The organism is Bradyrhizobium sp. USDA 3256 (assembly GCF_054058275.1).
The window spans coordinates 3,022,559-3,049,087 of the sequence record NZ_JBSSAE010000002.1; the positions used below are offsets into that span (position 1 = coordinate 3,022,559).

Sequence of the window (26,529 nt, forward strand, 5' to 3'; positions counted from 1 at the left end):
TCAATCGGTTGGGCCTAGACGTCGAGCAGGTCGTCGCTGGCGAATTCGGCCTTGTCGGAAATGAAGGCGAAGCGGGCTTCGGCCTTGGTGCCCATCAGCCGCTCGACCGAGTCGGCGGTGCCCTCGCGATCGTCGGCCAGCAGCACCACGCGCAGCAGCGTGCGCTTGGCCGGATCCATCGTGGTTTCCTTGAGCTGCGTCGGGTTCATTTCACCGAGGCCTTTGAAGCGGCTGACCTCGACCTTGGCGTTGGCGTTGAACTCGCTCTTCAGCAATTGGTCCTTGTGCACGTCGTCGCGGGCATAAACCGACTTGGTGCCGTGGGTCAGCTTGTAGAGCGGCGGCACCGCCAGATAGAGGTGCCCCTGGTCGATCAACGGCCGCATCTGCCGATAGAAGAAGGTGATCAGCAGCGAAGCGATGTGCGCGCCGTCGACGTCGGCGTCGGTCATGATGATGATGCGCTGATAGCGCAGATCCTCTTCGCGGTAATGCGCGAGCATGCCGCAGCCGATCGCCTGCACGAGGTCGGAGAGTAGCGCGTTAGCCGTCAGCTTGTCCTTGCCGGCAGAGGCGACGTTGAGGATCTTGCCGCGCAGCGGCAATATTGCCTGGGTCTTGCGATCGCGCGCCTGCTTGGCGCTGCCGCCGGCCGAGTCGCCTTCGACGATGAAGAGCTCGGAGCCTTCGGTACCGGCGTCGGAGCAATCGGCGAGCTTGCCGGGCAGGCGCAGCTTCTTGCCGGCGGTCTTGCGCGCAGTCTCCTTTTCCTGGCGGCGGCGCAGCCGCTCCTCGGCGCGATCGATCACGAAATCGAGCAGCCGGTTGGCCTGGTTCGGATTGCCCGACAACCAATGGTCGAACGGATCCTTCATCGCCTGTTCGACGATGCGCTGCGCTTCGGCGGTGGCGAGGCGGTCCTTCGTTTGGCCCTGGAATTCAGGCTCGCGCACGAACACCGAGAGCATGACGGCCGCGCCCACCATCACGTCTTCCGAGGTGATGGAGGCCGCACGCTTGCCCTGGCCCGCGCGTTCGGCGTGGTCCTTGAGGCCGCGCAACAATGCGCTGCGCAAGCCCGATTCGTGCGTACCGCCATCGGGCGTCGGCACCGTGTTGGTGTAGGACGACAGGAAGCCGTCGGCATCGGCCGTCCAGGCCACGGCCCATTCGCACGCGCCATGCGCGCCGCTGCGGCCGGATTTGCCGGAGAAGATATCCTGATGCACCAGCGTGTCGGCGTGGATCGCCGCGGCCAGATAGTCCTTCAGGCCGCCGGGGAAGTGGAACTTGGCTTCCGCCGGGACGTCTTCGACGCCCTTCAAGAGCTCCTGGTCGCAGTGCCAGCGAATCTCGACGCCGCCGAACAGATAGGCCTTCGAGCGCGTCATCTTGAACAGACGCTGCGGCTTGAAAGCCGCCTTGGCGCCGAAAATGTCGGTGTCCGGCTTGAAGCGGATGCGCGTGCCGCGGCGGTTGTTGACCTTGCCGAGGTCTTCGAGCTTGCCCTTGGGATGGCCGCGCTCGAAGGTCATGCGATGCAACTGACCGCTGCGCGCAACCTCGACCTCGAGCCGCGAGGAGAGGGCGTTGACCACGGAGACACCGACACCGTGCAGGCCGCCCGAGGTCTCGTAGACCTTGGAGTCGAACTTGCCGCCCGAGTGCAGCGTGCACATGATGACTTCGAGCGCCGACTTCTTCGGGAATTTCGGATGCGGGTCTACCGGAATGCCGCGGCCATTGTCGGTCACGGTCAGGAAGCCGTCGGCGGTCAGCTCCACGTCGATGAAGGTGGCGTGGCCCGCCAGCGCCTCATCCATGCAGTTGTCGATCACCTCGGCGAACAGGTGGTGCAGGGCCTTCTCGTCGGTGCCGCCGATATACATGCCAGGGCGCCGGCGGACCGGTTCCAGCCCCTCCAGCACCTCGATGTCAGCCGCCGTATAGCCGGCTTCGGCGCCTCCGGCGGATCGCGAAGCAGCCTTCGCCGGAGCGCGTCCCTTCGGTTCCGGGGCTCCGAACAGATCGTCGGCAGATTTACTTTTGGCGTTCGACTTCAATGATTTGGCCATGGTTCTTCAAGTGGCGCACCGGTCACGGCGCGGCGAATCGGTTGCTCTGACTATGCCACGGATGGGCTGCAAATGGGGACGGCCGCACCCTGGAGCCCGGCCATCCTCATAGATAGGAGACCGCGATTACGCCCGCGAGGTGCGGAATACAACGACCGTGAACAGGGCCATGGCGGCGACCACAAGCAGTGATCCGACGATCGGCGCCGCCTCGAACGACGGTCCCTTCAGCAGCACGGCGGCCACACCGGCCGGGAACAGGACGCCGCCGACGATATGCAGCCAGCCCTGGATTCTGGCGAGCAGCATGCTGCCCGCTTCCGGCACCAGCCGGTAGTAGAGGCCGAACAGGAACAGCAGTACGCCGCCGACCAGATTGAGATGCGCATGCGCCGGTCCCAACGTGAAGTCGTGATGGATACCCATGGCGATGCCCGCGAGCATTCCGAACAGCAGGACGAGAACGCTCACGCACATCATCAGCGATCCGATCATCCAGTAATTCCTTTTTCTTGTGAGGGAGATGCCAGCCTGGACCTCAGGGGCCTTACGGGAAATCACGCTCGATCCCCGCCTTTGTGACTTGATGTCACGCGATCGGCTGGCTTACCTGTTCTTAGGCTGCGTGCTGCTAGAAAGGTTCAATCGAGGTTCAACGGAGCGGGAAGGCACACGACGAGATGGAAGACCTTGCGCGGGCCCTGGCCGAATTTGTCCGCCACCACCAGGCCTGGGCCGCTCCGATCGTCATGCTGCTGGCGTTCGCTGAATCGCTCGCCTTCATTTCATTGCTGGTTCCGGCCTGGGGCGCGCTGGTCGCGATCGGCGCCCTGATCGGCGTCAGCGGGATCAGCTTCTGGCCGATCTGGATCGCGGGCGGCGTCGGCGCTGCACTCGGCGACTGGGTCTCCTACTGGTTCGGCTATCGCTACAAGGAGCAGGTCGCGCAGATGTGGCCGCTGTCGCGCTACCCGGAGATACTGCCGCGGGGCGAGGCCTTCGTGAAGAGCTGGGGCGTGCCCAGCATCTTCATCGGCCGCTTCTTCGGTCCACTGCGCGCCTCGGTGCCGCTTGCGGCCGGCATTTTCGAAATGTCGTACTGGCAATTCCAGATCGCCAATTTCGTCTCCGCCCTGGTCTGGTCGGCAGCGCTGCTGCTGTTCGGCGACGTCATCGCGCATGCCATCGAGTGGGTGTGGCGGGTGGTGTAGCAAGCTCCGGAATAAGGCCGACCTGCAGGGGTTAGGCGGGAGGGTAACCGCTCGCGCTGTCGGCATCGCGCGAGTATCGAAACGCTGATACAACCGCGCCCACCGGGCGCGAATTCATCGGGCGCAGTCTTACTGGGAAGGACAGCACATGGAATTGACACGACGTCATGCTCTCGCCGGCGCCGCCGGCATCGCCGCCGCACCGTTGCTATCAGCCGTTCCTGCGGCCGCTGTGGCGGCGGTCGCCGACAAGCAGGCGCCGAGCTTCTATCGCTACAAGGTCGGCGACATCCTCGTCACCGTGGTGTCCGACGGCAAGAACGTCTTCAAGCTGGAAGACTCCTTCATCCCCAATGCGAAGCGGGACGAGGTCAACGCGGCGCTGGAGAAGGCGTTCATGCCGCGGGACATGATGACGATCTGGTTCGCACCGCTGGTGCTCAACACCGGCGGCAAGCTGGTGGTGATCGACACCGGCAATGGCGCGCTGGCGAAGGCCAGCACGAAGGGCGCCAATGGCCTGTTCGCCGACAATTTCGTCGCCGCCGGCTTCGATCCCAAGAGTGTCGACATGGTCGTGATCTCGCACTTCCACGGCGACCACGTGAACGGCCTCTTGACCGCCGAAGGCACGCCGGCATTCCCCAATGCCGAGGTGCTGGTGCCGGCAACCGAATGGAAGTTCTGGATGGACGATGGCGAGATGAGCCGGGCGCCGGCCGGCCGCATGCAGGGCCTGTTCAAGAACAACCGCAATATCTTCGAAGCCGGCCTGAAGAAGAAGGTCACGCCCTACGAGTGGGGCAAGGAGATCGCGCCGGGCCTGACCTCGGTCGAGACCGTCGGCCACACGCCGGGCCACACCTCCTACGTGCTGGCCTCGGGCCCGGACAAGGTCTTCATCCAGTCCGACGTCACCAACAATCCGAACCTGTTCGCGACCAACCCCGGCTGGCATGCGTTCTTCGACCAGGACGGCGACGTGGCGGAGAAGACCCGCCGGCGCATCTACGACATGGTGGTTGCCGAGCGGCTCCAGGTGCAGGGCTTCCACTATCCGTTCCCGGGCCTCGGCAATGTGGTGAAGGACGGCAGCGGCTATCGCGTCGTGCCGGCACCGTGGAATCCGGCGATTTAAGGTGTCATTCCGGGGCGATGCGTAAGCATCGAACCCGGAATCTCGCGCCGCAACCTCCGGATTCCCCGATGCGCGATTGCGCATCTGAGGTTCGCGCGCAACGCGCGCCCCGGAATGACAAAAGCAACCTTGACGTCAAGCGGGCGCGGCCTTATAGCCGCGCACATGATCAACGCCGCGACCATCATCATTGCCCGCCGCCGCCGCATTTTCGCGGTATGGGCGGTCGCTCGCGTTTAAGACCATCGCCTCTGCCGCCGGACCTGATCCCGCGGCGCTCTCCTGAAAAAGACACGCGGTTCGATCTGGTGGCTCCTTCGTCATGCAGGAGCACCAATCATGTATACGCCACCGCCCTTCAAGCCTGACCGCGCCGCGAGCCTTGCCTTCGCGGAAGCGCGCGGTTTCGGCATGGCCTGCGCGTGGGACGGCGCCAAGCCGATCGCCTCCGCGCTCCCGTTCTATCTGACCTATGCCGCTGACGGGACACCGCAGGCGCTGTTTCATGTTGCCCGTCACAATCCGCTGGTAAAGCTGGCGGGCGGGTTGCCAAGTGGGGGGTCTTGGCTGCTGGCCGTCAACGGCGCGGATGCCTATGTGTCGGCGGACTGGTATGTGTCGCCCGACCAGGTGCCGACCTGGCTCTATCAGGCCGTGCATCTGACGGGGCCGGTGCGGACCCTGTCGGGTGAGGAACTTGCGCTTCAGGTCGATGCGCTGAGTGCGAAGTTCGAGGACCGGCTGCTGCCGAAGAAGCCGTGGATGTCAGGCAAGATGACAGCCGCGCGGCTCGATGCCATGAAGAAGGCGATCGTGGGCTTTGAGATGACGGTGGAAGAGGTGGAGGGCAGCTTCAAGCTGAACCAGCACAAATCCGAGACCGACTTTGCGGCGGTCGCAGCCCACCTTGGCGTGCAGGCGGATGCCGGCGCGCAACAGATTGCGCATCTGATGCGGCAGGCGCGGCCGGAAGTCTTTGCTAACCAAACGAACGAGCTCGAAAGGAGCGTGCCATGACTCTCACCGACACCAATCCAAAGACCAAGAGCGGTGCGACCAAGGCCACCGTGTTCGTCGATGGCGCGTCCGGCACGACGGGCCTCGGCATCCAGGAACGGCTGCTCTCGATCGGCGACGTCGCGGTGAAGCACATCGCCGAGGACAAGCGGAAGGACGCCGGCGCCAAGCGCGCGCTGATGGAGGAGGTGGATCTCGTGATCCTCTGCCTGCCTGACGAGGCCGCCAAGGAGACCGTGGCGCTGATCGACACAATGGGCAATGCCGCGCCGAAAGTGCTCGATGCCTCGACAGCCTATCGCGTTGCGCCCGACTGGGCTTACGGTTTCCCCGAGCTCGCGCCCGACCAGGCCGACAAGATCCGTAACGCGAACAAGGTCTCCAATCCGGGTTGCTATCCGACCGGCGCGATCGCGCTGCTGCGGCCGATCGTCGATGCCGGCCTGCTGCCGGCGGATTATCCCGTCACCGTCAACGCGGTGAGCGGTTATTCAGGCGGCGGCAAGTCGATGATCGCCAGCTTCGAGGACGGCTCGGCGCCGGCCTTCGAGCTCTACGGCCTCGGCTTCGAGCACAAGCACGTGCCGGAGATGCAGCTCTACTCGCATCTGACGCGAAGGCCGATCTTCATCCCGTCGGTCGGCAACTACCGGCAGGGCATGCTGGTTTCGGTGCCGCTGCAACTCGACGCACTGCCGGGCAAACCGACCGGCGCCGATTTGCAGGCGGTTCTGGCGAAATGGTACGCCGGCAGCAAATATGTCTCCGTGATGCCGCTGCAGAACGAGGCCGCCAAGGGCGGGCGGCTCGAGCCGGAGGCACTCAACGAGACCAACCAGCTCGAGCTCTATGTCTTCGCCAGCGACAAGCACCACCAGGCGGTGCTGGTCGCGCGGCTCGACAATCTGGGCAAGGGCGCCTCGGGTGCCGCGGTCCAGAACATGCGGCTGATGCTCGGGCTGGCCGACAGCTGACGGCGACGCGGATCGTGGACGACGCCACGCTGCAGTTCTATCGGCGCAATGCCGAGGCCTATGCCGGGTGGGCGAAAGCCCCGTCCACCCGGCTGATCGGCTTTCTGAAGCTGCTGCCGCCGGGCGGCGCGATCCTCGAACTCGGTTGCGGCGCCGGCAATCATGCCGCTGTCATGCTCGCCGAAGGCTTTGTGCTGCGTGCGACCGACGGGTCGCCCGAGATGGCCGAGGTCGCGGCGCGCCGCATCAATCATCCCGTCGAGGCGATGCTGTTCGATGAGCTCGAGGACCGCGAAGCCTATGACGGCGTCTGGGCCAGCGCCTGCCTGCTGCATGTGCCGCGCGACGAATTGGCCGGCATCCTCGGCCGCATCCATCGGGCGCTGAAACCCGGTGGCGTTTTCTACGCGAGCTACAAGATCGGCCATGGCGATGGCCGCGACAGCATCGGCCGCTACTACAATTATCCCGCGGCAGACTGGCTCGCTGCGACCTACGCCGCGTCAGGGGCGTGGACGCAAGTCTCGTCCGACACCAGCGAGATCAAGAGCTTTGACGAGGCGCCCGCGACGATGCTGCACATCGTGGTGCGCAAGGGCTGCTAGTTGATGCCGCGCCGGCGCGGCTGTCGCCGCAACCGGGGGGAATATTTGGATCAGACGACCTTGAAGATCGCGAGCGCCAGCACGGCCTGGGCTAGGAAGCCGACCGTGAAGGCCAGGGTGCGGAACACCGGCAGGCCGAGCGTGTACACGATCAGGTGGGCGACGCGGGCCCAGAAATAGACGGCGCAGGCGAGCACGGTCCATTTGGTGGAATAGTCGGCCGCGTTGAGGATCAGGACCAGCGGCGCGAAGATCACGAGGTTCTCGACCGCGTTGTCATGGGCGAACATCAGCCGGTTGGCCCATTCCGCGTGCGGCTTGTCGTTGCGCGAGGGGTTGCCCATGGCGCCGGAGAGGCCGCGCACCTGGCAGCGGTTGATGATGTAGGGGATCCACAAGAGCCCGGTCAGGATCACCGTCAGCGACAGCCAGAACAGTTCGCGCGTCATCGTCTCCCCCTCACGTGAATTCGATTCCCGACCGTCGGGACCGTCTGTTTATAGCTGAGCGGGAGACTTGGCGCTACGCGAAGACTTGATGCTACGCGAACACCTGACGCTATGCGCGCACGCGGACATAGCTGCCCGGGGCGTCCTCGAGCACCTGCGTGCCGTCGGAGCCGACCATGCGCGCCGGGACCGTCTCCGGATCATGGCTTTCCAGCCAGCCGCGCCAGTCGGGCCACCACGAGCCCTTGTGCTCCTCGGCGCCCTTCAGCCAGTCGGCGAGCTTCATGTCCTTGATGTTGTCGTTGGTCCAGTACTGGTACTTCTTCGACGCGGGCGGATTGACGACGCCGGCGATATGGCCGGAGCCGGACAGCACATATCTCACCGGGCCGCCGAAGAACTGCGAACCGTAGAGCACCGATTCCGCCGGCGCGATGTGATCCTCGCGTGCGGCGAGGTTGTAGACGGGCACCTTCACCTTCGACAGATCGAGCAGCGTGTTGTCCAGCACCATGGTGCCGGTCGACAGGCGGTTCTCCAGATAGCAGTTGCGCAGGTAGTAGGAGTGGTTCGACGACGGCATCCGCGTCGCGTCCGAATTCCAGTGCAGCAGGTCGAACGAGGAGGGCGTCTGGCCCTTCAGATAATTGTTCACGACATACGACCAGATCAGGTCGTTTGAGCGCAGCATGTTGAAGGCCATCGCCATCTTGCTGCCCTCGAGCACGCCGGATTCCTGCATGTCGCGTTCGAGCGCCGAGATCTGGTCTTCGTCGACGAACACCAGGAGATCGCCGGCATGGGTGAAGTCGACCTGCGCGGCAAAGAACGTCGCCGACGTCACGCGCTGGCGGCGCTTCTCGGCGAGATAGGCGAGCGTCGAGGCGAGCAGGGTGCCGCCGACGCAATAGCCGGCGGTGTGCACCTTCATCTCGCCGGTGACCTTCTCGATGACGTCCATCGCCGTGAGCGGGCCTTCGGTCATGTAGTCGGCCCAGGTCTTCTTGCCGAGCTCCCTGTCCGGATTGACCCAGGAGATCACGAACACCGTGATGCCCTGGTCGACGCACCATTTGACGTAGGATTTCTCGGGGCGCAGATCGAGGATGTAGAACTTGTTGATCCAGGGCGGCACGATCAGCAGCGGCGTGCGCAGCACGTTCTCGGTCGCCGGCGAATACTGGATCAGCTGCATCAGCTCGTTCTGGAAGATCACCTTGCCCGGCGTCGTCGCCATGTTGACGCCGACCTCGAGATTGCTCGAGTCAGACTGGCGGATCCGCAGCGTGCCGTGGCCGGCCTCGATATCCTCGGCCAGCATCTTCATGCCGCGCACCAGATTGTCGCCATTGGTCTCGACGGTGGCGCGCAGCACCTCCGGATTGGTCAGCACGAAATTCGACGGCGCCAGCGCGTTGGTGATCTGCTGGACGTAGAATTCGGCCTTCTTGCGCGTGTGGGGATCGATCCCGTCGGCGTCATGGACCAGCTGCTGCGCCCATTTCGCGGTCAGCAAATAGAGCTGCAGGATGAAGTCGAAGAACTGGTTCGACTTCCATTCCGGATCCTGGAAGCGCTTGTCGCGCGGGGCCGGGGCGATCGCCGGTTTGGCATCGGCTTCGCCGGCCATGCGGCGCACCGCCGAGCCCCAGAGATCGAGATAGTCCTTGCCGAGCTGCATCTGCAGCGACGAGGCGCGTTCCTTGTCGGACAGCCAGTATTCGGCGATCACGCTGAAGGTCTTGATGACCTCACCGAGCTCATTCGGCGGCTTGTCGCGGACTTCTCCCGTCTGGCGCGGCTTGAGATAGGCTGCCAGCGCCTGGCCGCTGCTCTCCATCGCCCGCGCGATGTTCATGGCGAAGGCTTCGGCGTTGAATTTCGGGGTGGCCTGGGTGTCGGTACTAACGTTGCTCATCTCTGGTACAATATCGCGTCGTTTGGAGGGCGTCATCGCGCGGTGCGGCAATGGAAATCAGTCAAAATCCGATGTTTCGCTCTGTTGCGGTGCGAGAAAAAATCTTTGTTTAGTCATATTGAAGCCTCAGGGGTCGCTTTTGGTGTTCCCGCTTTAAGCGTTTCGGGCGACAATGGTTTGAAACGCTGAAGTCGGAATTAACGCAGCGGGGACGCTGCAAGGCTCGTACCAGTGCGACCCGTGTCGGCAACGTGCGACGTGCGCGCTAGCTTGTTGGGGACAATTCGGCGCATGCCGATCGATCGAATGAACAGGGGGCTCGCGGCCGCAGTGCTGCTCGCGTCGTTGGTGGCGCTGAGCGGGTGCTCGAGCACGATCGCCGATATGACGATGCCGGCCGATGCGCCGGCGCGCGAGAAGGACGCCGGCGGCTACCTGCCGGTCCACGATCTTCCGCCCGACCGCGCCGATCCGACGATCAAGCCGGCGGACCAGGCCAAGATCGAGCAGGAGCTGATTGCCGCGCGCGCGCGGCAGGCCTCGACGGCTGCCCAAAGCGGGAAGTAGCGCCCGACGAACGACCGATCAGCGCTGGCGCCGCCCGATGTCCGTGCTAAAAGAAACCCAGTTCAACCGCAGATCCGGCCGCAGCCCCCAGATCGTGCGCCTGAATTCGCTCTAAGTCATTGATTCAGTGCGATTTCTGTCAGAGGCCGAGCCGGCTTCCGCAAACTGGACCAAGGGGGGTCGATTCTGGCATCGCGGTTGTCGGAGCAAGGGTCCCATGGAAGATTTTTACCGCATTCGCCGTCTGCCGCCTTACGTCTTTGAGAAGGTCAACCAGGCCAAGGCGGCCGCGCGCAACGCCGGGGCCGACATCATCGACATGGGCATGGGGAACCCGGACCTGCCGACCCCGCCGCATGTGATCGAGAAGCTCAAGGAGACGCTGGGCAAGCCGCGGACCGACCGCTACTCGGCCTCGCGCGGCATCAACGGCCTGCGCAAGGCCCAGGCCGCCTATTATGCGCGCCGCTTCGGCGTCAAGCTCAACCCCGACACCCAGGTGGTCGCGACGCTCGGCTCGAAGGAGGGGTTTGCCAACGTCGCGCAGGCGATCACGGCGCCCGGCGACGTCGTGCTGTGCCCCAATCCGAGCTATCCGATCCATGCCTTCGGCTTCCTGATGGCGGGCGGCGTGATCCGCTCGGTGCCCTCGGAGCCGACGCCGCAGTTCTTCGAAGCGGTCGAGCGGGCGATCATCCATTCGATCCCGAAGCCGATCGCGCTGATCGTCTGCTATCCGTCGAACCCGACCGCCTATGTCGCCGACCTCGACTTCTACAAGGACCTCGTCGCGTTCGCGAAGAAGCACGACATCTTCATCCTGTCCGATCTCGCCTACGCCGAGGTCTATTTCGACGAGAACAATCCGCCGCCATCGGTGCTGCAGGTGCCCGGCGCGATCGACGTCACCGTCGAGTTCACCTCGATGTCGAAGACGTTCTCGATGGCCGGCTGGCGCATGGGCTTTGCGGTCGGCAATGAGCGGATCATCGCGGCGCTGGCGCGGGTCAAATCCTATCTCGATTACGGCGCGTTCACGCCGGTCCAGGTGGCGGCGACCGCGGCGCTGAACGGTCCCGACGACTGCATCCGCGAGATGCGCGACACCTACCGCAAGCGCCGCGATGCGCTGGTCGAGTCATTCGGCCGCGCCGGCTGGGACATTCCGCCGCCGCAGGCCTCGATGTTCGCCTGGGCGCCGCTGCCCAAGGCGTTCGAGGCGGTCGGCAGCATGCAGTTCGCGACCCTGATGGTGGAGAAATCCGGCGTCGTGGTGTCGCCCGGCGTGGCGTTCGGCGAGCATGGCGAGGGCTATGTCCGCATTGCGATGGTGGAGAACGAGCAGCGCATCCGGCAGGCCGCGCGCGGCGTGCGCCGCTTCCTTGAAAGCGGCATCGAAACGTTGCACAACGTCGTTCCTCTCGCCAACCGACGCTAATCCTTCCAGGTTGCTCAATCTCCAGGTTCCTTAAATCCATGGTCGCACCCCTGAACGTGGGCATAGCGGGGCTCGGCACCGTCGGTGCCGATGTCGTCCGCCTCATCGAAACGCAAGGACGGGCGCTGGCCGAGCGCAGCGGGCGCGGCGTTCGCGTCGTCGCGGTCACGGCGCGCTCGAAAGCCAAGAAGCGCGGCCTCGACCTGCGCGGCATCGCCTGGGCGAAGAGCCCCGAGGCGCTCGCCGAAGATCCCAATATCGACTGCTTCGTCGAATTGATGGGCGGCGCCGGAGATCCCGCGCTGTCCGCGATCGAGACCGCGCTGAAGGCCGGCAAGTCGGTCGTCACCGCCAACAAGGCGCTGATCGCCAAGCATGGACTGCGTCTCGCCGCTTCTGCCGAGAAGCACGGCGGCGCGCTGAATTTCGAGGCGGCGGTCGGTGCGGCGATCCCGGTCATCAAGACGCTGCGCGAGGGCCTCGCGGGCACCAGCGTCAACCGCGTCTACGGCATCCTCAACGGCACCTGCAATTACATCCTGACCCGGATGGAGCAGGAGGGCCTGTCGTTCGAGGAGTGTCTGAAGGACGCCCAGCGGCTCGGCTATGCCGAAGCCAACCCGTCGTTCGACGTCGATGGTCACGACACTGCGCAGAAGCTTGCAATCCTGGCGAGCCTCGCCTTCGGAACCAAGGTCGCGGAAAGCGCTGTTTATGTCGAAGGCATCTCCTCGATCACGCCGGAAGACCTCAAGGCCGCCGCGGAACTCGGTTACCGCGTCAAGCTGCTCGGCGTTGCCGTGCGCACGGCAAAGGGCATTGAGCAGCGCGTGCACCCGACCATGGTGCCGAAATCATCCTCGATCGCGCAGGTGATGGGCGTCACCAATGCGGTCGCGATCGACGGCGAGGGGATTCCGCCGATCACGCTGGTTGGACCCGGCGCCGGCGGCGGCGCGACGGCTTCGGCCGTGGTCGCCGACATCGCCGACGTCGCCCGCGGCATCCGTGCCAAGCCGTTCGGACGCCCGGTGGATCGGTTGCGCGACACCACCAAGGCGCCGATGGAACGCCATGAAGGTGGCTATTATATCCGCCTGATGGCGCGCGATCTTGCAGGCACTGCCGCAACAATCGCCACCCGGCTGGCGGAACAGAAGATATCTCTGGAATCCATCGTGCAACGGCACCCGGATGGCGTCGATGTGAACGGCGCGGCCAAAAAACCTTCACCGGTCCCGGTCATTCTGATTACCTATGCGACCAGCGAGGATGCCGTGCATCGTGCATTGGCCGCAGTGCAGCGCGATAAGGTCATCAGCGGCCGGCCGCAGGTGATCCGGATCGAGAAAAACTAGCGCATGGCCTGAACGGGTCGGGCGTGAGACGATTGATGCGGGCAGGCTGGCCTGTCCCCGAGGCTTAAGGAGTACGCCGATGTCGACCCATATTTCCGTTCCGCCGCAGATGCTGCTCGAGCGCATCCTGACGCTCGAAATCGTGCGCGTGACGGAGCGCGCGGCAGTGTCGGCCGCGCGGCTGCGCGGCCATGGCCAGGAGAAGGCCGCCGACAAGGCCGCGGTCGACGCGATGCGGCGCGAGCTCAACAAGCTGCCGATCGAGGGCACCATCGTGATCGGCGAGGGCGAGCGCGACGAGGCGCCGATGCTGTTCATCGGCGAGAAGGTCGGCCTCAATGCCGGCCCCAAGGTCGACATCGCGGTCGACCCGCTCGAAGGCACCACGCTGTGCGCCAAGAACATGCCGGGCTCGATCGCCACGATGGCGATGGCCGACGGCGGCACGCTGCTGCACGCGCCCGACGTCTACATGCAGAAGATCGCGATCGGCCCGGGCTACGCCAAGAATGTGATCGAGCTCGACGCGCCGCCGGCCGACAACGTCCGCCGGCTCGCCAAGGCCAAGGGCGTCGACCCCAGCGCAATCAACGTGCTGGTGCTCGACCGTCCGCGCCATGCCGACATCATCAACAGCGTGCGTTCAACCGGCGCTGCCGTGCAGCTGATCACCGACGGCGACGTCGCCGGCGTCATTCACTGTGCCAAACCCGATGAGACCGGCGTCGACATGTATATCGGCACCGGCGGCGCCCCCGAGGGCGTGCTCGCGGCAGTCGCGCTGCGCTGCATCGGCGGCCAGATGCAGTGCCGCCTGATCCTGGACACCGAGGAGAAGCGCGAGCGCGCGCACAAGATGGGCGTCACCGATCCGAAGATGATCTACGGCATCGAGGACATGGCCAAGGGCGACTGCCTGTTCGCCGCCACCGGCGTCACCACCGGCTCGCTGCTGACCGGCGTGAAGTTCAAGAAGGACGTAATCGAGACCGAGACGGTCGTGATGCGCTCGGTCACCGGCACCGTGCGCTACATCAAGGCGGAGCATCGGCAGCTCGAGAAATTCCACCTGGACTAGGCAACGTCATTTCCGGGGCGTCCGAAGAACGAACCACAGATGCGCAATTGCGCATCGGGGAATCTCGAGGTTCCGGGTCTGGTGCTACGCACCATCCCGGAACGACGGGATAAACAACAACAAGAAAAAGGGAGACGCGCATGTCCGATCTGTCCGGGGTCAAGGCGCTGGTATTCGACGTGTTCGGGACCGTGGTGGACTGGCGCACCAGCCTGATCGACGACTTCACCAAATGGGGCGAGACGCGCGGTATCAAGGCCGATTGGACCGCGCTGGTCGATGGCTGGCGCGCGGTCTATGCGGCCTCGATGGACGAGGTGCGCAAGAACCCGCAGAACGGCTACGTCATCCTGGACGTATTGCACCGCCGCTCGCTGGAAAAACTCGTCGCGCAGTTCGACATCAAGGGGCTGAGTGAGGCCGATTTGCAGCATCTGACGCTGGGCTGGCATCGCCTGCACGCGTGGCCCGACAGCGTCGCCGGTCTGACCCGGCTGAAGACCAAATACATCATCTCACCGCTGTCCAACGGCAACGTCGCGTTGCTCACCAACATGGCGAAGTTCGCGGGCCTGCCGTGGGATCTCGTGATGTCGGCCGAACTGTTCGAGCACTACAAGCCCGATCCGGAAACCTATCTCGGCGCCGCGAAGCTGCTCTGCCTGCCGCCGGAGCAGGTGATGATGGTCGCCGCGCACAATTACGACCTGAAGCACGCGCAGAAGCTCGGCCTGAAGACCGCCTTCGTGGCGCGTCCGACCGAATACGGTCCGCTGCAGAAGTACGATTTCGAGGCCACTGGCGAGTGGGACATCGTGGCCAAGGATTTCGGGGAAATCGCCAGCCGAATGGGCTGCTAGAACTGGTCCACAAATCATCGAAGCGTTACGATTCCTGCCTGATTGGGAAGGGCTCATGACGCTGCACGCATCCGCACTGCCCGTCGAGGCGCCACAGGCGTTCCTCGGCGTGACGCGGTCGCTGACCGGAAAACTCTGGCGCGACCGGCTGGATGCGCGCGGGGCGGCGCGGGCGCTCGCGATCGTGCAGCGCTATCAATTGCCGGAAATGCTGGCGCGCGTGCTGGCGGGGCGCGACGTCGGGATCGACGAGGTTCCCGACTTTCTCGACCCGACCATCCGCAAGCTGATGCCGGATCCTCACACGGTCACCGAGATGGAGCATGCCGCCAAGCGCATCGCGGATGCCGCGGTGCGCGGCGAGAAGGTTGCGATCTTCGGCGACTATGATGTCGACGGTGCGACTTCGGCCGCGCTGCTGACCTGGCATCTGCGCCACTGCGGGCTGGACCCGCTGATCCACATTCCCGACCGCATTTTCGAAGGCTACGGACCGAACGTCGACGCCGTGCGCGCGCTGGCGGCGAAGGGCGCGACGCTGCTCGTCACGGTCGATTGCGGCACCACCAGCATCGAGCCGCTGGCGGAAGCCAGGAAGCTCGGCATGTCGGTCGTCGTGATCGATCATCACCAGACCGGCGATGTGTTGCCCGAGGTCGACGCACTGGTGAATCCGAACCGGCCCGACGATCTCTCGGGGCTCGGCCATCTTGCAGCGGTCGGCCTCGTGCTGGTGACCTTGGTCGCGGTGAATCGCGAGCTGCGCCAGCGCGGCTTCTGGACCGGCGAGATGCCGGAGCCGGACCTGCTCAGCGTGCTGCATCACGTCGCGCTCGGCACCGTCGCCGACGTCGCGCCGCTGATCGGGCTCAACCGGGCCTTCGTCGCCAAGGGCCTGATCGCGATGCGACGCCGCGATCATGTCGGCCACACCGCGTTGATGGACGTCGCGCGGCTGAACGGCCCGCCGGAGGCCTGGCATCTCGGCTTCATGCTGGGACCGCGCATCAATGCCGGCGGGCGCATCGGGCGCGCCGATCTCGGCGTGCGGCTATTGCTCGAAGGCGATATCTCAGAAGCTGCGCGGATCGCGGCCGAGCTCGATCGCCTCAATGCCGAGCGGCGCGTGATCGAGCAGGCGGCCGAGGCGCAGGCCGAGGCCGAGGCGCTGGCCTCGCTCGGGCTCGAGGACAAGGGCGCTGTCATCGTCACCGCGGCGGAAGGCTGGCATCCCGGCGTGGTTGGGCTGGTCGCGGCGCGGCTGAAGGAGAAGTTCGCGCGTCCCGCGTTTGCGATCGCGCTGGAGCCCGGCGGCATCGGCACCGGATCGGGCCGCTCGATCGGCGGCGTCGATCTCGGCAAGGCGGTGCGGCAGGCGGTGCACGACGGCCTTCTGATGAAGGGCGGCGGGCACGCGATGGCGGCCGGCGTCACGCTGCGCAAGGAGAAGCTCGCCGAATTCCGCGCTTACATGGAGAGCGCGCTGGCGGCCGACGTCGCCAATTCGCGCCACGAGAACGAGCTGTTCATCGATGGCGCCGTGAGCGCGCGCGCGGTGACGCCGGAGTTCGCCGGGACACTCAATCGCGCTGGCCCGTTCGGCAGCGCCAATCCGGAGCCGGTGATCGCGCTGCCGTCGCATCAGCTGGTCTATGCCGACGAGGTCGGGCAGGCGCATCTGCGGCTGCGCTTCAAGTCCGGCGATGGCTCGATCGTCAACGGTATCGCATTCCGTTCCGTCGGACAGAAGCTCGGCAGCGCCTTGACGCAAAATCGCGGCCAGCAATTGCACGTGGCGGGCTCTCTTGCGGTCGACCGTTGGCAAGGCACCGAACGTGTGCAATTCCGTGTCCTCGACGTCGCGGTGCCGGATCAGGGCCCGACGGTGATCCGATAAGAAACGTTGGGAGAGGACATGTCAGGACAGGTTGAAGGCAAGGTCGCGCTGGTGACCGGCGGCGCATCGGGCATTGGCGAGGCCATCGTCGAATTGCTCGCGCAGGAAGGCGCGACCGTTATTGCGACCGATATCGATGAGTTGAGGGGACCCGAGCTCGCCGCGCGGCTCACCAAGGCCGGGCGGAACGTGACCTTCTTGCCGCAGGACGTTACCAGCGAGGAGCGCTGGATCGAGATCATCAGTGAGATCGGCAAACGCCATGGTCGCCTCGATATCATGGTCTCGAATGCCGGCATCGGCATCGGAGCGCCCTCGATTGTCGAGATGTCGCTCGCGGACTGGCGTCGCCAGACCGCCATCAATATCGACGGCGTATTCTTGTCGGTGAAGCACTCGCTGCCGCTGATGCGCAAGCATGGCGGCGGCTCCATCATCATGATGTCGTCGCTGGCCGGCCTGCGCGGCGCAGCGACCCTTTCCGGCTACAGCGCCACGAAGGGCGCGGTCCGGTTGTTCGCCAAGTCGATCGCGATGGAGTGCGCGCAGGTGAACGACGGCATCCGCGTGAACTCGGTGCATCCCGGCATCATCGACACGCCGATCTGGGGCAAGATCCCGACCGGCGCGACCGGTGCCGGCCAGAACGCGCCGATCGATCCGGAGGAGCGGGCAAGGTTCGCCACGCCACTCGGACGCGCCGGCCAGGCCATCGAGATCGCCCAGGGCGTGCTCTATCTCGCTTCGGACGCGTCGCGTTACGTCACAGGCAGCGAGCTTGTGATCGATGGCGGCATGAATGCCGGCGGCGTGGTGCGGCAGCCTGCGAGCCGATAGGAGCGAACTGTCGTAGCTCGCATGAGCGGAGCGATATGCGGGAAATGCGTCCCCGGGTATCGCTTTCGCTCACCCGGGCTACGCAGATCGCATGATGCCTAAAGCATGATCCGGAAAAGTGCGAAGCGGTTTTCCGAAAAGATCATGCTCAAACAAAGAGCTAAAGCGCGATGACGATTCAACCTAATCTCATCGCGCTTTAGCCGCCTTGCCGTAACCGCGCCAACACCTTGAGCCCGCCGTAACCGTCGGCGGGCAACAGGCCCATCTTGATCTGAAAATCCTTGATCGCCTTCATGGTGTCGTTGCCGACGCGGCCGTCGGTGCCGCCGGTGTCGAAGCCGGCCTTGGTCAGCCGCGTCTGCATCTCCTGCACCTCGGCGAGCGTCAGCGCGCGCTCCGAGCCCGGGAAGGGTTGGATGAAGGGCGGCCCGCCGAGGCAGCGATCGCCGAGATGGCAGATCGCCAGCGCGTAGTTCATGGATGGGTTGTAGCTCTTCACCGAATTGAAGTTCGGACCGAGCAGGAAGGCCGGGCCACCGGCGACCGGGATCCACAGTTGCGCTGATGCGTTCGGCTGCGGAAACGGCTGGCCGTCGGCTCTGACGACGCCGGCGCTGGCCCAGGCCGCATAGGTGCGGCTGCCGCTGGCGCCGCCGCCGGGCGCGCGGACCTCGTAGCCCCAATGCTCGCCGCGGTGCCACTTGCCGCGGTTGACGAGATATTTCGCGGTCGAGCCCAGCGCGTCGTCGGGCCGGCCGAACGGCGAGACCTTGCCGTCGCCGTCATAGTCGAAGCCGACATTGAGCCAGACTTCCGGCATCCACTGCGAATGACCCATCGCGCCGGCCCAGGAGCCGTTCATTTCCTGAGGCGTGCTCCAGCCGCGCTGCACGATCTTCATCGCGTTGATCAGTTCGGTCTCCCAATAGGCCTTGCGGCGCGGCTCGTTCCAGGCGAGCGCCGCCAGCGAGGGAAACACTGGCGTCATGTGGTTCTGCTGCACCAGCGGATCGCCATAGGCGGATTCGACGCCCCACAGCGCGAGCAGCGTGCCGCGCTCGACGCCGAAGTCGCGTTCGATCCGGCCGAACAGCGCCTCGTTCTTCTTCAGCGCCTCGCGGCCGTGGATGATGCGCCAGTCGGAGACGCGGCGATTGATGTACTGCCAGATCTGCTCGTGGAATTCAGGCTGGTTGCGCATCTGCCTGAAAACGCTCATGTCGGGCTCAATCCGCCCCATGCAGCGATTCCACGTCGCCTCCGAGATGCCTTTTGCGAGCGCGCGGGCGCGAAAATTGTCGCGCCACTGGTCGAAGCCCGGCGGGGCGGCCGCCAGCGCGGCGAGCGGATTGGCCAGCACCACGCCCGCCGCGAGCCCCGCTTTCAGAACGGCGCGGCGGGCAGGGGATTTTGGAGAATCAGGCTGTTTCATACGTCCAGTCTAGCGGCGCTTCCCGGATGGGCCAAAACCCATGATGCCGCAAGAAATCGGCAGGATCCACACAGGGGATGCGCCGTCGAGCGTCCGCTCAGTCACGCAGCGCAGGCATCGCGGCAACGGAGCGCGACGTCACTTGGTATAGTGTTCGACAATAGAGATACGGGTTCCCTCAAAGGGACCCTCGGCGGTCTCTGCGTCGATCAATTGACCCTCCAGTGTATAGGTCGTGCCGACGCCGACGCCGGAAAGCGAATTGCCATCCGCGCTGATCGCGACGCGAAAGACAGCTCGTTGGTTGCCGATGTGCTTCCCGCCGGCATCGAACTTGAAGGCGTGCCAAGTCGCCTGGAATTCGCGTTCGCCGGTCTGCACCCAGGCGCCGTGAGAGGGGCTCATCACCGGCGATCGATCGGTCGTTCGGACCGACGTGCCATCGGAAGTGAACGTCACCAGCGCATACCCTCGGGAGGGCGGTCGGGTAAAGGTGACACGCCACGTACCGACGATGGCGGGCGTGGCTTTTGCGGATATCGACGGACGCTCCTGGGCGCCTGCGCCGTCATGAATGGAACAGCTCACGATCGCCGACGCCATGGCAACCCCAAGAATGTGCATTGCTCTTTTGGCCATCGTCCCCTCCAATGGGCTGGGGTACGAGGGCAAGCTAAGCGCAACCGTCCGGCCGCGCTTGATCATTCCCTGATTTTTTTCTGACAAAGCCCTGTGGCCTGCTAAGCTGTCTCGCTTCGAGTCCGAACAGGCGACGGGCTTCCATGCGGTACCGCTTCGGGAATTGCGTTCTGTCCCCCGACAGTAGGGAGCTGATGCGGGGCCCGAACCTTGTCGTCCTGGCACCACAGGTTTTCGATCTACTCGTCTACCTGATCCGCCATCGCGAGCGAATGGTCAGCAAGGACGAACTCATCAACGCCATTTGGGGCGGTCGCGCCGTTTCCGATGCGGCTCTGACCACACGGGTTTACGTGGCCCGTACCGCTATCGGCGACAGTGGACGGAAGCAGAAATACATCAAGACCCTCGCGCGGCGTGGTGTCCGGTTTGTCGGGCAAGTTGAGGAAATCCGCGCGTCGCCGAACGACCGATCACCAACCGGACTTGTCGCCTCTCGCGGATCGCCACGAGGAGAAACGGACGGGCCATCGATCTGCGTTTTCGCCTTCACGCACACCTATCCGGATCGCGGTTCCGTGGCGCTAGGAGAGTTGGTGTCGGAGCAGGTGCGTATCGAGCTGACGAGAAGGCGCTGGCTGAAGGTCGCGGCTGCTGTGGAAGGAGAACAGAATTTCGTCGGGACGCCGGCAATCGCAGCACCTCGCGCGCAGGACTGCCGTTATAGGCTCCGTGGAAGCGTCAACCACCACATCAGCGGGCGATGCCGGGTCTCGGCCGAGGTGGTGGAGACCTGGAGCGGCGTCAACATTTGGGGCGAGAGATACGATACAAGCGGTGCCGACGGGCTTAGAAGCCAACGCTTGATCGCCGACGCCATCGCGCGCGGCGCGGCAGCCGAGATCCTCGCCCGCGAGCTATCGCGCGCGCTCGGTACCAAACCGGACGACCTCGGAGCGTGGGAGGCGTACCAGCTCGGCATCTGGCACATGTCGGGGTGCAACTCGAATGCAATCGATGCCGCGCAGCATCTTTTCCAGCAGTCGGTCGATCTCGACCCGCACTTCTCATCGGCTCATTCCGCGCTGGCGTGGGCGCACATGATGGCAGCATCCATCTATAGCAAGGTCACAGTCGCCGCCGGATGCGAGCTCGCGCGGCCGCTCGTGATGCGAGCAATTGCACTTGATGACGCCGATCCCGAGCCCCGGGCGCGCCTCGCGTTACTGAGTTTCCTCAATGGCGATGTCGAGAGCGCCATCGAAGAGGCCGAGACCGTGCTGGCGGTGAAACCGGATTGCGCGAGTGCGCTCGGCGTGAGAGGCGCTGCGTACATCGCGGCCGGCCACCGCGCTCAGGGACGGAATTCGATACGCATGTTCTTGCGGCTAAGCCCAAATGATCCGGTCCGGCCCGTGCGGCTCACACAACTTGCGACCTCACACTACCTCGATGGCGACTATGAGGAGGCGGCGCGAATAGCGAAGCACACAACACAGCGGTTCCCACAGCATCCGTATGCGTATCGCTGGCTGGCTGCCGCGCAGGGTCAGCTCGGCCGGGTGGAGGAGGCCAGCGCTGCCCTCGAAGCCCTGCGAACAAGATGGCCGAACTCCTTTGAAATGTACGTTGCCCGACAACCTCCGTCCTATTGCATCGGCGAATTCAAGCCTATGTTGGCAGGGCTGCAGAAAGCTCACTTGAGCATTTGAGTTCGCGGGCGCTCGCCCAACGTTTTGGAAGACCGCTACAGTCCGCGCTAGCTATCCTGCAAATCCGTCGCGGTCTTTGACAGCCACTGCCGGACAATTTGCTCCGATTTGGCGTCGAGGCTGCCGGCAAGCCGGCGTTCCTGGGCCTGGGCGATCTGCCGGCATTTCTCCAGCAGCGCGGTTCCATGGCTGGTCAACGTCCATTGCAGCACCCGGCCGTGGACGGGGTGCGGCGTCTTGCCGATGGCGCCGTCGCGCTCGAGGTTGCGGATGATCACGCTCACGGTCTGCGGCGTCAGCAGCGCGACGCGGGCCAGATCGGCGCCTGAGAGCCCCGGATAGGCTTTCAGCATCGTCAGCACGACGAATTGCGGAGAGGTGACGCCGAGCCGTCCCAGCTGGCGCTCCATCGACAGCCGCGAGGCAGCGTGGGCTTGGCGCAGCAGATAGGCAAGATAGCCCTGCTCGCCGCGCTTGCCTTCGCCCGGCGCCGGAACGGAAGGGGCGAGCAGGACGTCGCTGGTACTCGATCCCGCATTCGCTGCGGCCCTTCGGTCGGCGGCTTTTTCGACCGGACGCCGCTCGGCGGTGCCGGATTTGCCTCGGTTCTGCATTGCCGCCATGTCGCGTGCTGTCGCCTTTGCCGATGTCCGCATCTTGCCGATGATATCAGAGCTCTGATAATATCTCATTACACTGATAACACGAGGCCAGGCCAATGTCACATGCCCGCAAGGAATACACCGACTTCGAGAAGCTCGCGCCCGACGTCTTCGCCGCGGTGCGCGCGCTCGGCCAGTTCGCGGCGAAGGCCGGCCTCGACAAGCAGCTGCTCGAACTCGTCAAGCTGCGCGCCTCGCAGATCAATGGCTGCGCGTTCTGCGTGCAGTATCACATCCTGCAGGGCGAGAGCCTCGGCGTGCCCGCCGACAAGCTGAACCTCGTCGTGGTGTGGCGCGAGGCGCCGCAGTTCACGCCGCGCGAGCGCGCCGCGCTGGCCTGGACCGAAGCGTTGACGACCCTGCCGAACGGCGTCAGCGACGAGGTCTATGCGCAGGCCGCCGCTGAATTCTCCGAGCAGGAGCTGACTTACCTGACCTCGGCGATCGCATCGATCAATGTCTGGAACCGGTTCGGCGCGGCCTATCGCTGGACGCCGCCGCCGCGCCGGCAGCGTGCGGACGCGGCGGCTTCGTAACGTCGAGACGGAACGGCAACTGACAGGGAGAAAAACAATGACCTCGATGGCAATGACATCGTCTCTTCCATTCGCGCGTCCGCCGCGGCCGGTCGCGCTGGCCGTGATCGCGGGACTGGCCTCCGCCTTCGTGATCGGCAAGGCAGTGCCGACCCCGATGGACGCGATCTCTTCTGTGATCGCGCCGCTGTGCGCCAGCGCCAATGCGGCGTCACCGCTCGACAAGGTCGAGGTCATCAGCTCGCACGCGCTGCCCAATGTGGCGGGCAAGCGTGTCACGGTGGTGCGCGTGTTCTATGGTCCCGGCGGCTTCACGCCGCCGCACCGCCATTCCGGTTCGGTGACGGCCTACATCACCAAGGGGGAAATCCGCTCCCAGCTCGGCGGCGGGCCGGTCGAGACTTTCAAGGTCGGCCAGTCCTTCTTCGAGCCGCCGGGCTCGACCCACATGGTCTCGGCCAATGCGAGCACCACGGAGCCGGCGGAGCTGATCGCGGTGTTCGTGGCCGACGAGGGCGCGCAGCTGACCACGATGCTCGAGTAGCGATCGGTTGAGCGCTCGTTCTGCAAGACGTGCGCATTGGACCAGTTTAATGCTCAGTTCGCCTGAAACTGGACCTTGCACGCAACGGGGCGTGTCGATTGATTGCACGACACGTTGCGGCGACGGTTGCCGACGAGGGACAAATCGATGATCAGTCTGAAGGGGCTCTCTGCCTTCCCGATAACGCCTTCGAACCGGGATGGGCGGGTCGATGCGGGTGCGCTCCGTGCCTTGCTCGACCCCTTGATTGCGGCGAAGGTGGATTCGGTCGGGCTGCTGGGCAGTACCGGCTCGTACCCGTATTTCAGCCGCGATGAGCGGCGGCGCGCCGTGCAGGCGGCGACCGCCTTGGCGGACGGCAACACACCAATACTGGTTGGCATCGGCGCACTGCGCACCGACGATGCGGTGCGGCTGGCTCAAGACGCGCGTGATGCCGGCGCGACGGCAGGGCTGTTGGCGGCGGTTTCCTATACGCCGCTGACCGATGACGAGGTCTTTGAGCATTTTCAAACCGTGGCCCGCGAGAGCGGATTGCCGATCTGCATCTATGACAATCCCGGAACGACTCATTTTCAATTCACGCCGGCCCTCATCGGCCGTCTGAGCCTGGTCGAGGGAATCGTCGCGGTGAAAAGTCCGGCGCTGGATGCTTCGACCGTGGCGGGCCATCTCAGGGAATTGCGGGCTGTGGTTCCGGACGGCGTTGCGCTGGGTTACAGCGCCGACTGGAATTGCACCGAGGCGCTGCTGGCGGGCGGAGACACCTGGTACAGCGTTCTCGCAGGAATCTTCCCGAAGGTCTGCGTGGACATCGTTCGCGCTGCGACGAGCGGCGATGCGGCCCGGGCGCGAGAGCTCAACGCGCGTCTGCAGCCGATTTGGGATCTGTTCAGGACATATTCCAGTCTGCGTGTTGTCTACGCACTTGCCAATCTCAGAGGGGTCTGCACGGCCGAGCCTCCACGTCCGATATTGCCGCTGCCCGCGGACGCTCAGAGGCGCGTCAAGGAGACGTTGGCTGCGATGGAGATCGACTGATCGCAACTACGGCGGAGGGCGCTAGAGCATGATCCGGAAAAGTGCGAAGCGGTTTTCCGGAAAGATCATGCTTAAACGACGAGCTAGAGCGCGATGACGATTCAACCTGATCTTATCGCGCTTTAGATGCCGGCGCGCGCCAGCGGATCGCGGCCGAACCGGTTATCACCCTTCGATCCCGGCAGCACGCTCAGCGTTGCGACGAGCGCCAGATAGGGGATCCAGTATTTGACGTGCAGCGCGGCGGCGAGGTGGGGAATGGCGAGGATCGTCAGCGCCCACCAGCCCGACACGTTGAGGTCGTGCAGCCGCTTCACTAGGATCGCCGCGAACGGCCACAATGACAGCATGAGCAGCAAACGCAGGACGGACAGGTCGTCGGCGGGCGGGCTGCTGTCGTAATACCGTGGACCGGGGTCGAGCCTTACGCCGATGCGAATGACGAGCATGTCGACCAGCACGAGGCCGAAAAACCCCAGGCTGAATTCCTGCCGACTGATGCGGCCCTTCACCGAGAGAAAAAACCAGCTGAAGGTCGAAAGCATGCTTGTTTGTGGTCCGGCCTGAATGGGCATCTGATAGGGACTTGCGTCCGATGGTCAAAGCGGGACAGGTTCCCGCGGTTTGCTGCTTCCATCATGATCATTCAAGCTGGCAATTGTCGCCGCGACATGGCGCGCATCGATGCGATTCCGAATGGAACCTGCGGTGGGCGTTGCACAATTTCGGAATAATGGAATAGTGCCGCTGATTTGCCCGGCGTGTCAAGTTGTCGTGTCGAACGATGGCAGCCGCCGGCTACTTTGCATGGGGTTGTTTTTCGATATTTTGGCAGTGCGCCCCGAACCGGTGTCCCTTTCGCTCGACAACACTCTAATTGCCGCCGCCTTCCTGGGTGTCGATGCGATGCAAGACGTCGTCGGGCAGGGCATGGGCCACGGCGGCTGCAAGCCCGGGCTCCGGTCCGATCTCGCGGCCGCGGCCGCGGATCAGCCTCTCATAGGCCGACACCAGCGTGGTGTAGGGATTGACCCACAGCCAGCCATCGCGCGTGAACAGCTGGACGTCGAAATGCAGATGCCGCGATGTGCCGTTGGGGTGGTCGAGATAGTTCGAGACCACGCCGATCTTCTCGCCCTCGCTGACGCGGCGTCCGTTGAGCAGGCCGTCGGCATCCATCACTGACGGGTTCATGTGCATGTAGCGGAAGCGGACGTGCTCGGTGCGGGTGTTGACCTGCAACGTCGCGGCCTGCTGTTGCGCCGAGCGGATCACGATACTGTCGCGCACCGCAACGACCGCCTGCTGCTTGGGATCGCAACCATCCTTGCTGTCGGCCGGACACGCGCCGGGGCGGATGTCCTGGCCCTGATGGCCGTAGCCGCTGGCGCATTGGCCGACCTCGAAGCTGCGCGCCTCGCAGAAATTGTCTTGCCAGGGATACGTGTCGATGGCCGCGCCGGGTTTGCGCTTGGCGAAGGATTGCGAGTGCGCGAAGGCCGGCGCCTTCTCGAGCGGAAAGCGGATCTGCGAATAGACGGTGAAGTCGGCGTGGCCGCCTTGTTGCCTGCGGCCGCCGCTGCCCGCGACGATGTCGCCGCTCGGGTGGTAGGTGAAGTCGGCGGATTGCACGGCCGGCCGCTCGGCGATGTCGGAGGCGACGTCGCTGCGCGGCCGTGACGGCTGGCCGCCGGCGATGCGCAAGGCCTTCAGAAATCGCTCGGCGACCGGATAGGCCTCGCGGCAGGCCAGCCGCTTCGGCCGCGGCGCGCTGTCGAGGCACTGGATCGACAGGACATAGGGAATCCCGAAGCGGGTGAAGGCGTAGCGGACATAGCCCTCGCGAATGAAGCGGCGCAGGTCCGGAAACTGCGCGGCCAGCGTCTTGACCGGCTCGCCCTTGCCGCCGAGCCGGTCGGCGAGGTCGTAGACCAGGATCGAGCCGGAAATCTGCACCTCGACCGGCTTTGCAAATGTCCGCTGCGGCAGGCCGTCGCCGGCGCCGGGGTCGAGCGAGAACACGGCATCGTAGCCCGACGCACCGGCATGGAAGAAATCGACCGCGCGGAAATCGGCCTGGTAGCGCGCGATCGACAGGCTGTCCGGCGCACTGTTTTGCCGCGCGTCGAGATAGCTTGCGGGGTCGAACGGCAGCAGCACCGGGATCGGGCTCTGCGCGATGCCGGGAAACAGCGGCGCTGTCACCGCGTTCAACTGCACCAGCGCAGGCGTCGCCCGCGGATCGGTGGCGGCGACGCGGCGCTGGCCGGCGAAAGTGAAGCCGGCGGCGATGGCCGGGCGGCTGCCGATCTCTTGCCGCAGCTGGTCGAGCACGGCACGCCATTCGACCCGCATGGCCGAGATCGATGGCGTTCGGAATTCGTCGGCATGGGCGCGGGGAAGAGGCGAGAGCAGGGCTGCCAGCCAGCAACTGACGAAGCTGACCACCTTCCTGTTCACTGCACACCCCGGGCTCATGTCTGATCGCCCGAGAGACTAAAGCAAGTTCCGGAAAAGTGTGTAGCCGTTTTCGGTAAA

General features: G+C 64.7%; 25 protein-coding genes. 16 read left to right on the forward strand and 9 right to left on the reverse strand.

The genetic code is table 11. From position 1 onward, the window contains the following. Window positions 1–14: 14 nt before the first annotated feature. Together parE and ACVWY5_RS15780 are read right to left on the reverse strand one after the other, a co-directional pair. The gene (gene parE, locus ACVWY5_RS15775) at window positions 15–2,075 is read right to left on the reverse strand and encodes a DNA topoisomerase IV subunit B (RefSeq protein WP_028332201.1); all 2,061 of its coding nucleotides are present in this window, start codon (window positions 2,073–2,075) and stop codon (window positions 15–17) included. A gap of 126 nt (window positions 2,076–2,201) precedes the next feature. Continuing rightward, window positions 2,202–2,570 (reverse strand): hypothetical protein, encoded by a 369-nt coding sequence (locus tag ACVWY5_RS15780; protein ID WP_028332200.1) that lies wholly within the window; start codon window positions 2,568–2,570, stop codon window positions 2,202–2,204. A gap of 185 nt (window positions 2,571–2,755) precedes the next feature. On the opposite strand from ACVWY5_RS15780, the gene ACVWY5_RS15785 reads away from it, so the two are divergent. The 5 genes from ACVWY5_RS15785 to ACVWY5_RS15805 all read left to right on the forward strand — a co-directional run bounded on the left by ACVWY5_RS15785 (window position 2,756) and on the right by ACVWY5_RS15805 (window position 7,020). After that, window positions 2,756–3,286, forward strand: a complete 531-nt coding sequence (locus ACVWY5_RS15785; protein ID WP_028332199.1) for a DedA family protein — start codon at window positions 2,756–2,758, stop codon at window positions 3,284–3,286. A 148-nt stretch (window positions 3,287–3,434) separates the two neighbouring features. Beyond that, entirely contained in the window at window positions 3,435–4,424 is a 990-nt protein-coding gene (locus tag ACVWY5_RS15790) for an MBL fold metallo-hydrolase (RefSeq protein ID WP_028332198.1), read from the forward strand. Between the two features lie 339 nt (window positions 4,425–4,763). Further along, window positions 4,764–5,441, forward strand: a complete 678-nt coding sequence (locus ACVWY5_RS15795; protein ID WP_028332196.1) for an FMN-binding negative transcriptional regulator — start codon at window positions 4,764–4,766, stop codon at window positions 5,439–5,441. Next, complete coding sequence (argC, locus tag ACVWY5_RS15800) at window positions 5,438–6,415, forward strand: N-acetyl-gamma-glutamyl-phosphate reductase (RefSeq protein WP_028332195.1); 978 nt, start codon at window positions 5,438–5,440, stop codon at window positions 6,413–6,415. Before ACVWY5_RS15795 ends, argC begins: the two co-directional genes overlap by 4 nt. 14 nt (window positions 6,416–6,429) lie before the next feature. Next, the gene (locus ACVWY5_RS15805) at window positions 6,430–7,020 is read left to right on the forward strand and encodes a class I SAM-dependent methyltransferase (RefSeq protein ID WP_028332194.1); all 591 of its coding nucleotides are present in this window, start codon (window positions 6,430–6,432) and stop codon (window positions 7,018–7,020) included. 50 nt (window positions 7,021–7,070) lie between these two features. On the opposite strand, the gene ACVWY5_RS15810 is transcribed toward ACVWY5_RS15805, so the two are convergent. Continuing rightward, window positions 7,071–7,469 carry an MAPEG family protein gene (locus ACVWY5_RS15810; RefSeq protein WP_028332193.1) on the reverse strand — a complete coding sequence of 133 codons (399 nt, stop codon included), beginning with the start codon at window positions 7,467–7,469 and terminating at the stop codon, window positions 7,071–7,073. 109 nt (window positions 7,470–7,578) lie between these two features. Further along, window positions 7,579–9,387, reverse strand: a complete 1,809-nt coding sequence (locus ACVWY5_RS15815) for a class I poly(R)-hydroxyalkanoic acid synthase (protein WP_028332192.1) — start codon at window positions 9,385–9,387, stop codon at window positions 7,579–7,581. Window positions 9,388–9,678: 291 nt separating this feature from the next. On the opposite strand from ACVWY5_RS15815, the gene ACVWY5_RS15820 reads away from it, so the two are divergent. The 7 genes from ACVWY5_RS15820 to ACVWY5_RS15850 all read left to right on the forward strand — a co-directional run bounded on the left by ACVWY5_RS15820 (window position 9,679) and on the right by ACVWY5_RS15850 (window position 17,422). Further along, window positions 9,679–9,954, forward strand: coding sequence for a hypothetical protein (locus tag ACVWY5_RS15820; RefSeq protein WP_016842954.1), 276 nt, complete (start codon window positions 9,679–9,681; stop codon window positions 9,952–9,954). Between the two features lie 217 nt (window positions 9,955–10,171). Beyond that, entirely contained in the window at window positions 10,172–11,392 is a 1,221-nt protein-coding gene (locus ACVWY5_RS15825) for an LL-diaminopimelate aminotransferase (RefSeq protein WP_016842955.1), read from the forward strand. 38 nt (window positions 11,393–11,430) lie between these two features. Continuing rightward, window positions 11,431–12,750, forward strand: a complete 1,320-nt coding sequence (locus ACVWY5_RS15830; RefSeq protein ID WP_028332191.1) for a homoserine dehydrogenase — start codon at window positions 11,431–11,433, stop codon at window positions 12,748–12,750. Window positions 12,751–12,829: 79 nt separating this feature from the next. Further along, complete coding sequence (gene glpX / locus ACVWY5_RS15835; protein ID WP_028332190.1) at window positions 12,830–13,828, forward strand: class II fructose-bisphosphatase; 999 nt, start codon at window positions 12,830–12,832, stop codon at window positions 13,826–13,828. Between the two features lie 140 nt (window positions 13,829–13,968). Continuing rightward, window positions 13,969–14,688 (forward strand): haloacid dehalogenase type II, encoded by a 720-nt coding sequence (locus tag ACVWY5_RS15840; RefSeq protein ID WP_028332189.1) that lies wholly within the window; start codon window positions 13,969–13,971, stop codon window positions 14,686–14,688. Window positions 14,689–14,743: 55 nt separating this feature from the next. After that, window positions 14,744–16,585 carry a single-stranded-DNA-specific exonuclease RecJ gene (gene recJ, locus ACVWY5_RS15845; RefSeq protein ID WP_028332188.1) on the forward strand — a complete coding sequence of 614 codons (1,842 nt, stop codon included), beginning with the start codon at window positions 14,744–14,746 and terminating at the stop codon, window positions 16,583–16,585. A gap of 18 nt (window positions 16,586–16,603) precedes the next feature. Further along, on the forward strand, window positions 16,604–17,422 hold the full coding sequence (locus tag ACVWY5_RS15850; RefSeq protein WP_028332187.1) for an SDR family NAD(P)-dependent oxidoreductase: 819 nt from the start codon (window positions 16,604–16,606) through the stop codon (window positions 17,420–17,422). Between the two features lie 199 nt (window positions 17,423–17,621). Here ACVWY5_RS15850 and ACVWY5_RS15855 read toward each other — a convergent pair whose 3' ends face one another. Both ACVWY5_RS15855 and ACVWY5_RS15860 read right to left on the reverse strand, forming a co-directional pair. After that, entirely contained in the window at window positions 17,622–18,857 is a 1,236-nt protein-coding gene (locus ACVWY5_RS15855; protein ID WP_028332186.1) for a lytic murein transglycosylase, read from the reverse strand. Between the two features lie 138 nt (window positions 18,858–18,995). Beyond that, window positions 18,996–19,496: a hypothetical protein gene (locus tag ACVWY5_RS15860; RefSeq protein ID WP_157344997.1), complete on the reverse strand. Its 501-nt coding sequence runs from the start codon at window positions 19,494–19,496 to the stop codon at window positions 18,996–18,998. 194 nt (window positions 19,497–19,690) lie between these two features. Here ACVWY5_RS15860 and ACVWY5_RS15865 point away from each other — a divergent pair, with 194 nt between their 5' ends. After that, window positions 19,691–21,208 carry a tetratricopeptide repeat protein gene (locus ACVWY5_RS15865; protein WP_198400188.1) on the forward strand — a complete coding sequence of 506 codons (1,518 nt, stop codon included), beginning with the start codon at window positions 19,691–19,693 and terminating at the stop codon, window positions 21,206–21,208. Between the two features lie 47 nt (window positions 21,209–21,255). On the opposite strand, the gene ACVWY5_RS15870 is transcribed toward ACVWY5_RS15865, so the two are convergent. Then, window positions 21,256–21,831, reverse strand: a complete 576-nt coding sequence (locus tag ACVWY5_RS15870) for a MarR family winged helix-turn-helix transcriptional regulator (protein ID WP_028332183.1) — start codon at window positions 21,829–21,831, stop codon at window positions 21,256–21,258. A 95-nt stretch (window positions 21,832–21,926) separates the two neighbouring features. Between ACVWY5_RS15870 and ACVWY5_RS15875 the strand changes: the two genes are divergently transcribed. The 3 genes from ACVWY5_RS15875 (at window position 21,927) to ACVWY5_RS15885 (ending at window position 23,991) form a co-directional block, all read left to right on the forward strand. Continuing rightward, a complete protein-coding gene (locus tag ACVWY5_RS15875) occupies window positions 21,927–22,406 on the forward strand; it encodes a carboxymuconolactone decarboxylase family protein (RefSeq protein WP_028332182.1) in 480 nt (159 codons plus the stop codon). A 37-nt stretch (window positions 22,407–22,443) separates the two neighbouring features. Continuing rightward, the gene (locus ACVWY5_RS15880) at window positions 22,444–22,950 is read left to right on the forward strand and encodes a cupin domain-containing protein (protein ID WP_028332181.1); all 507 of its coding nucleotides are present in this window, start codon (window positions 22,444–22,446) and stop codon (window positions 22,948–22,950) included. 147 nt (window positions 22,951–23,097) lie between these two features. Next, window positions 23,098–23,991 carry a dihydrodipicolinate synthase family protein gene (locus ACVWY5_RS15885; protein ID WP_028332180.1) on the forward strand — a complete coding sequence of 298 codons (894 nt, stop codon included), beginning with the start codon at window positions 23,098–23,100 and terminating at the stop codon, window positions 23,989–23,991. Window positions 23,992–24,113: 122 nt separating this feature from the next. On the opposite strand, the gene ACVWY5_RS15890 is transcribed toward ACVWY5_RS15885, so the two are convergent. Both ACVWY5_RS15890 and ACVWY5_RS15895 read right to left on the reverse strand, forming a co-directional pair. Beyond that, on the reverse strand, window positions 24,114–24,566 hold the full coding sequence (locus tag ACVWY5_RS15890) for a DUF805 domain-containing protein (RefSeq protein ID WP_080666945.1): 453 nt from the start codon (window positions 24,564–24,566) through the stop codon (window positions 24,114–24,116). A gap of 298 nt (window positions 24,567–24,864) precedes the next feature. Then, window positions 24,865–26,469, reverse strand: coding sequence for a peptidoglycan DD-metalloendopeptidase family protein (locus ACVWY5_RS15895; protein ID WP_028332178.1), 1,605 nt, complete (start codon window positions 26,467–26,469; stop codon window positions 24,865–24,867). Window positions 26,470–26,529: the final 60 nt, after the last annotated feature.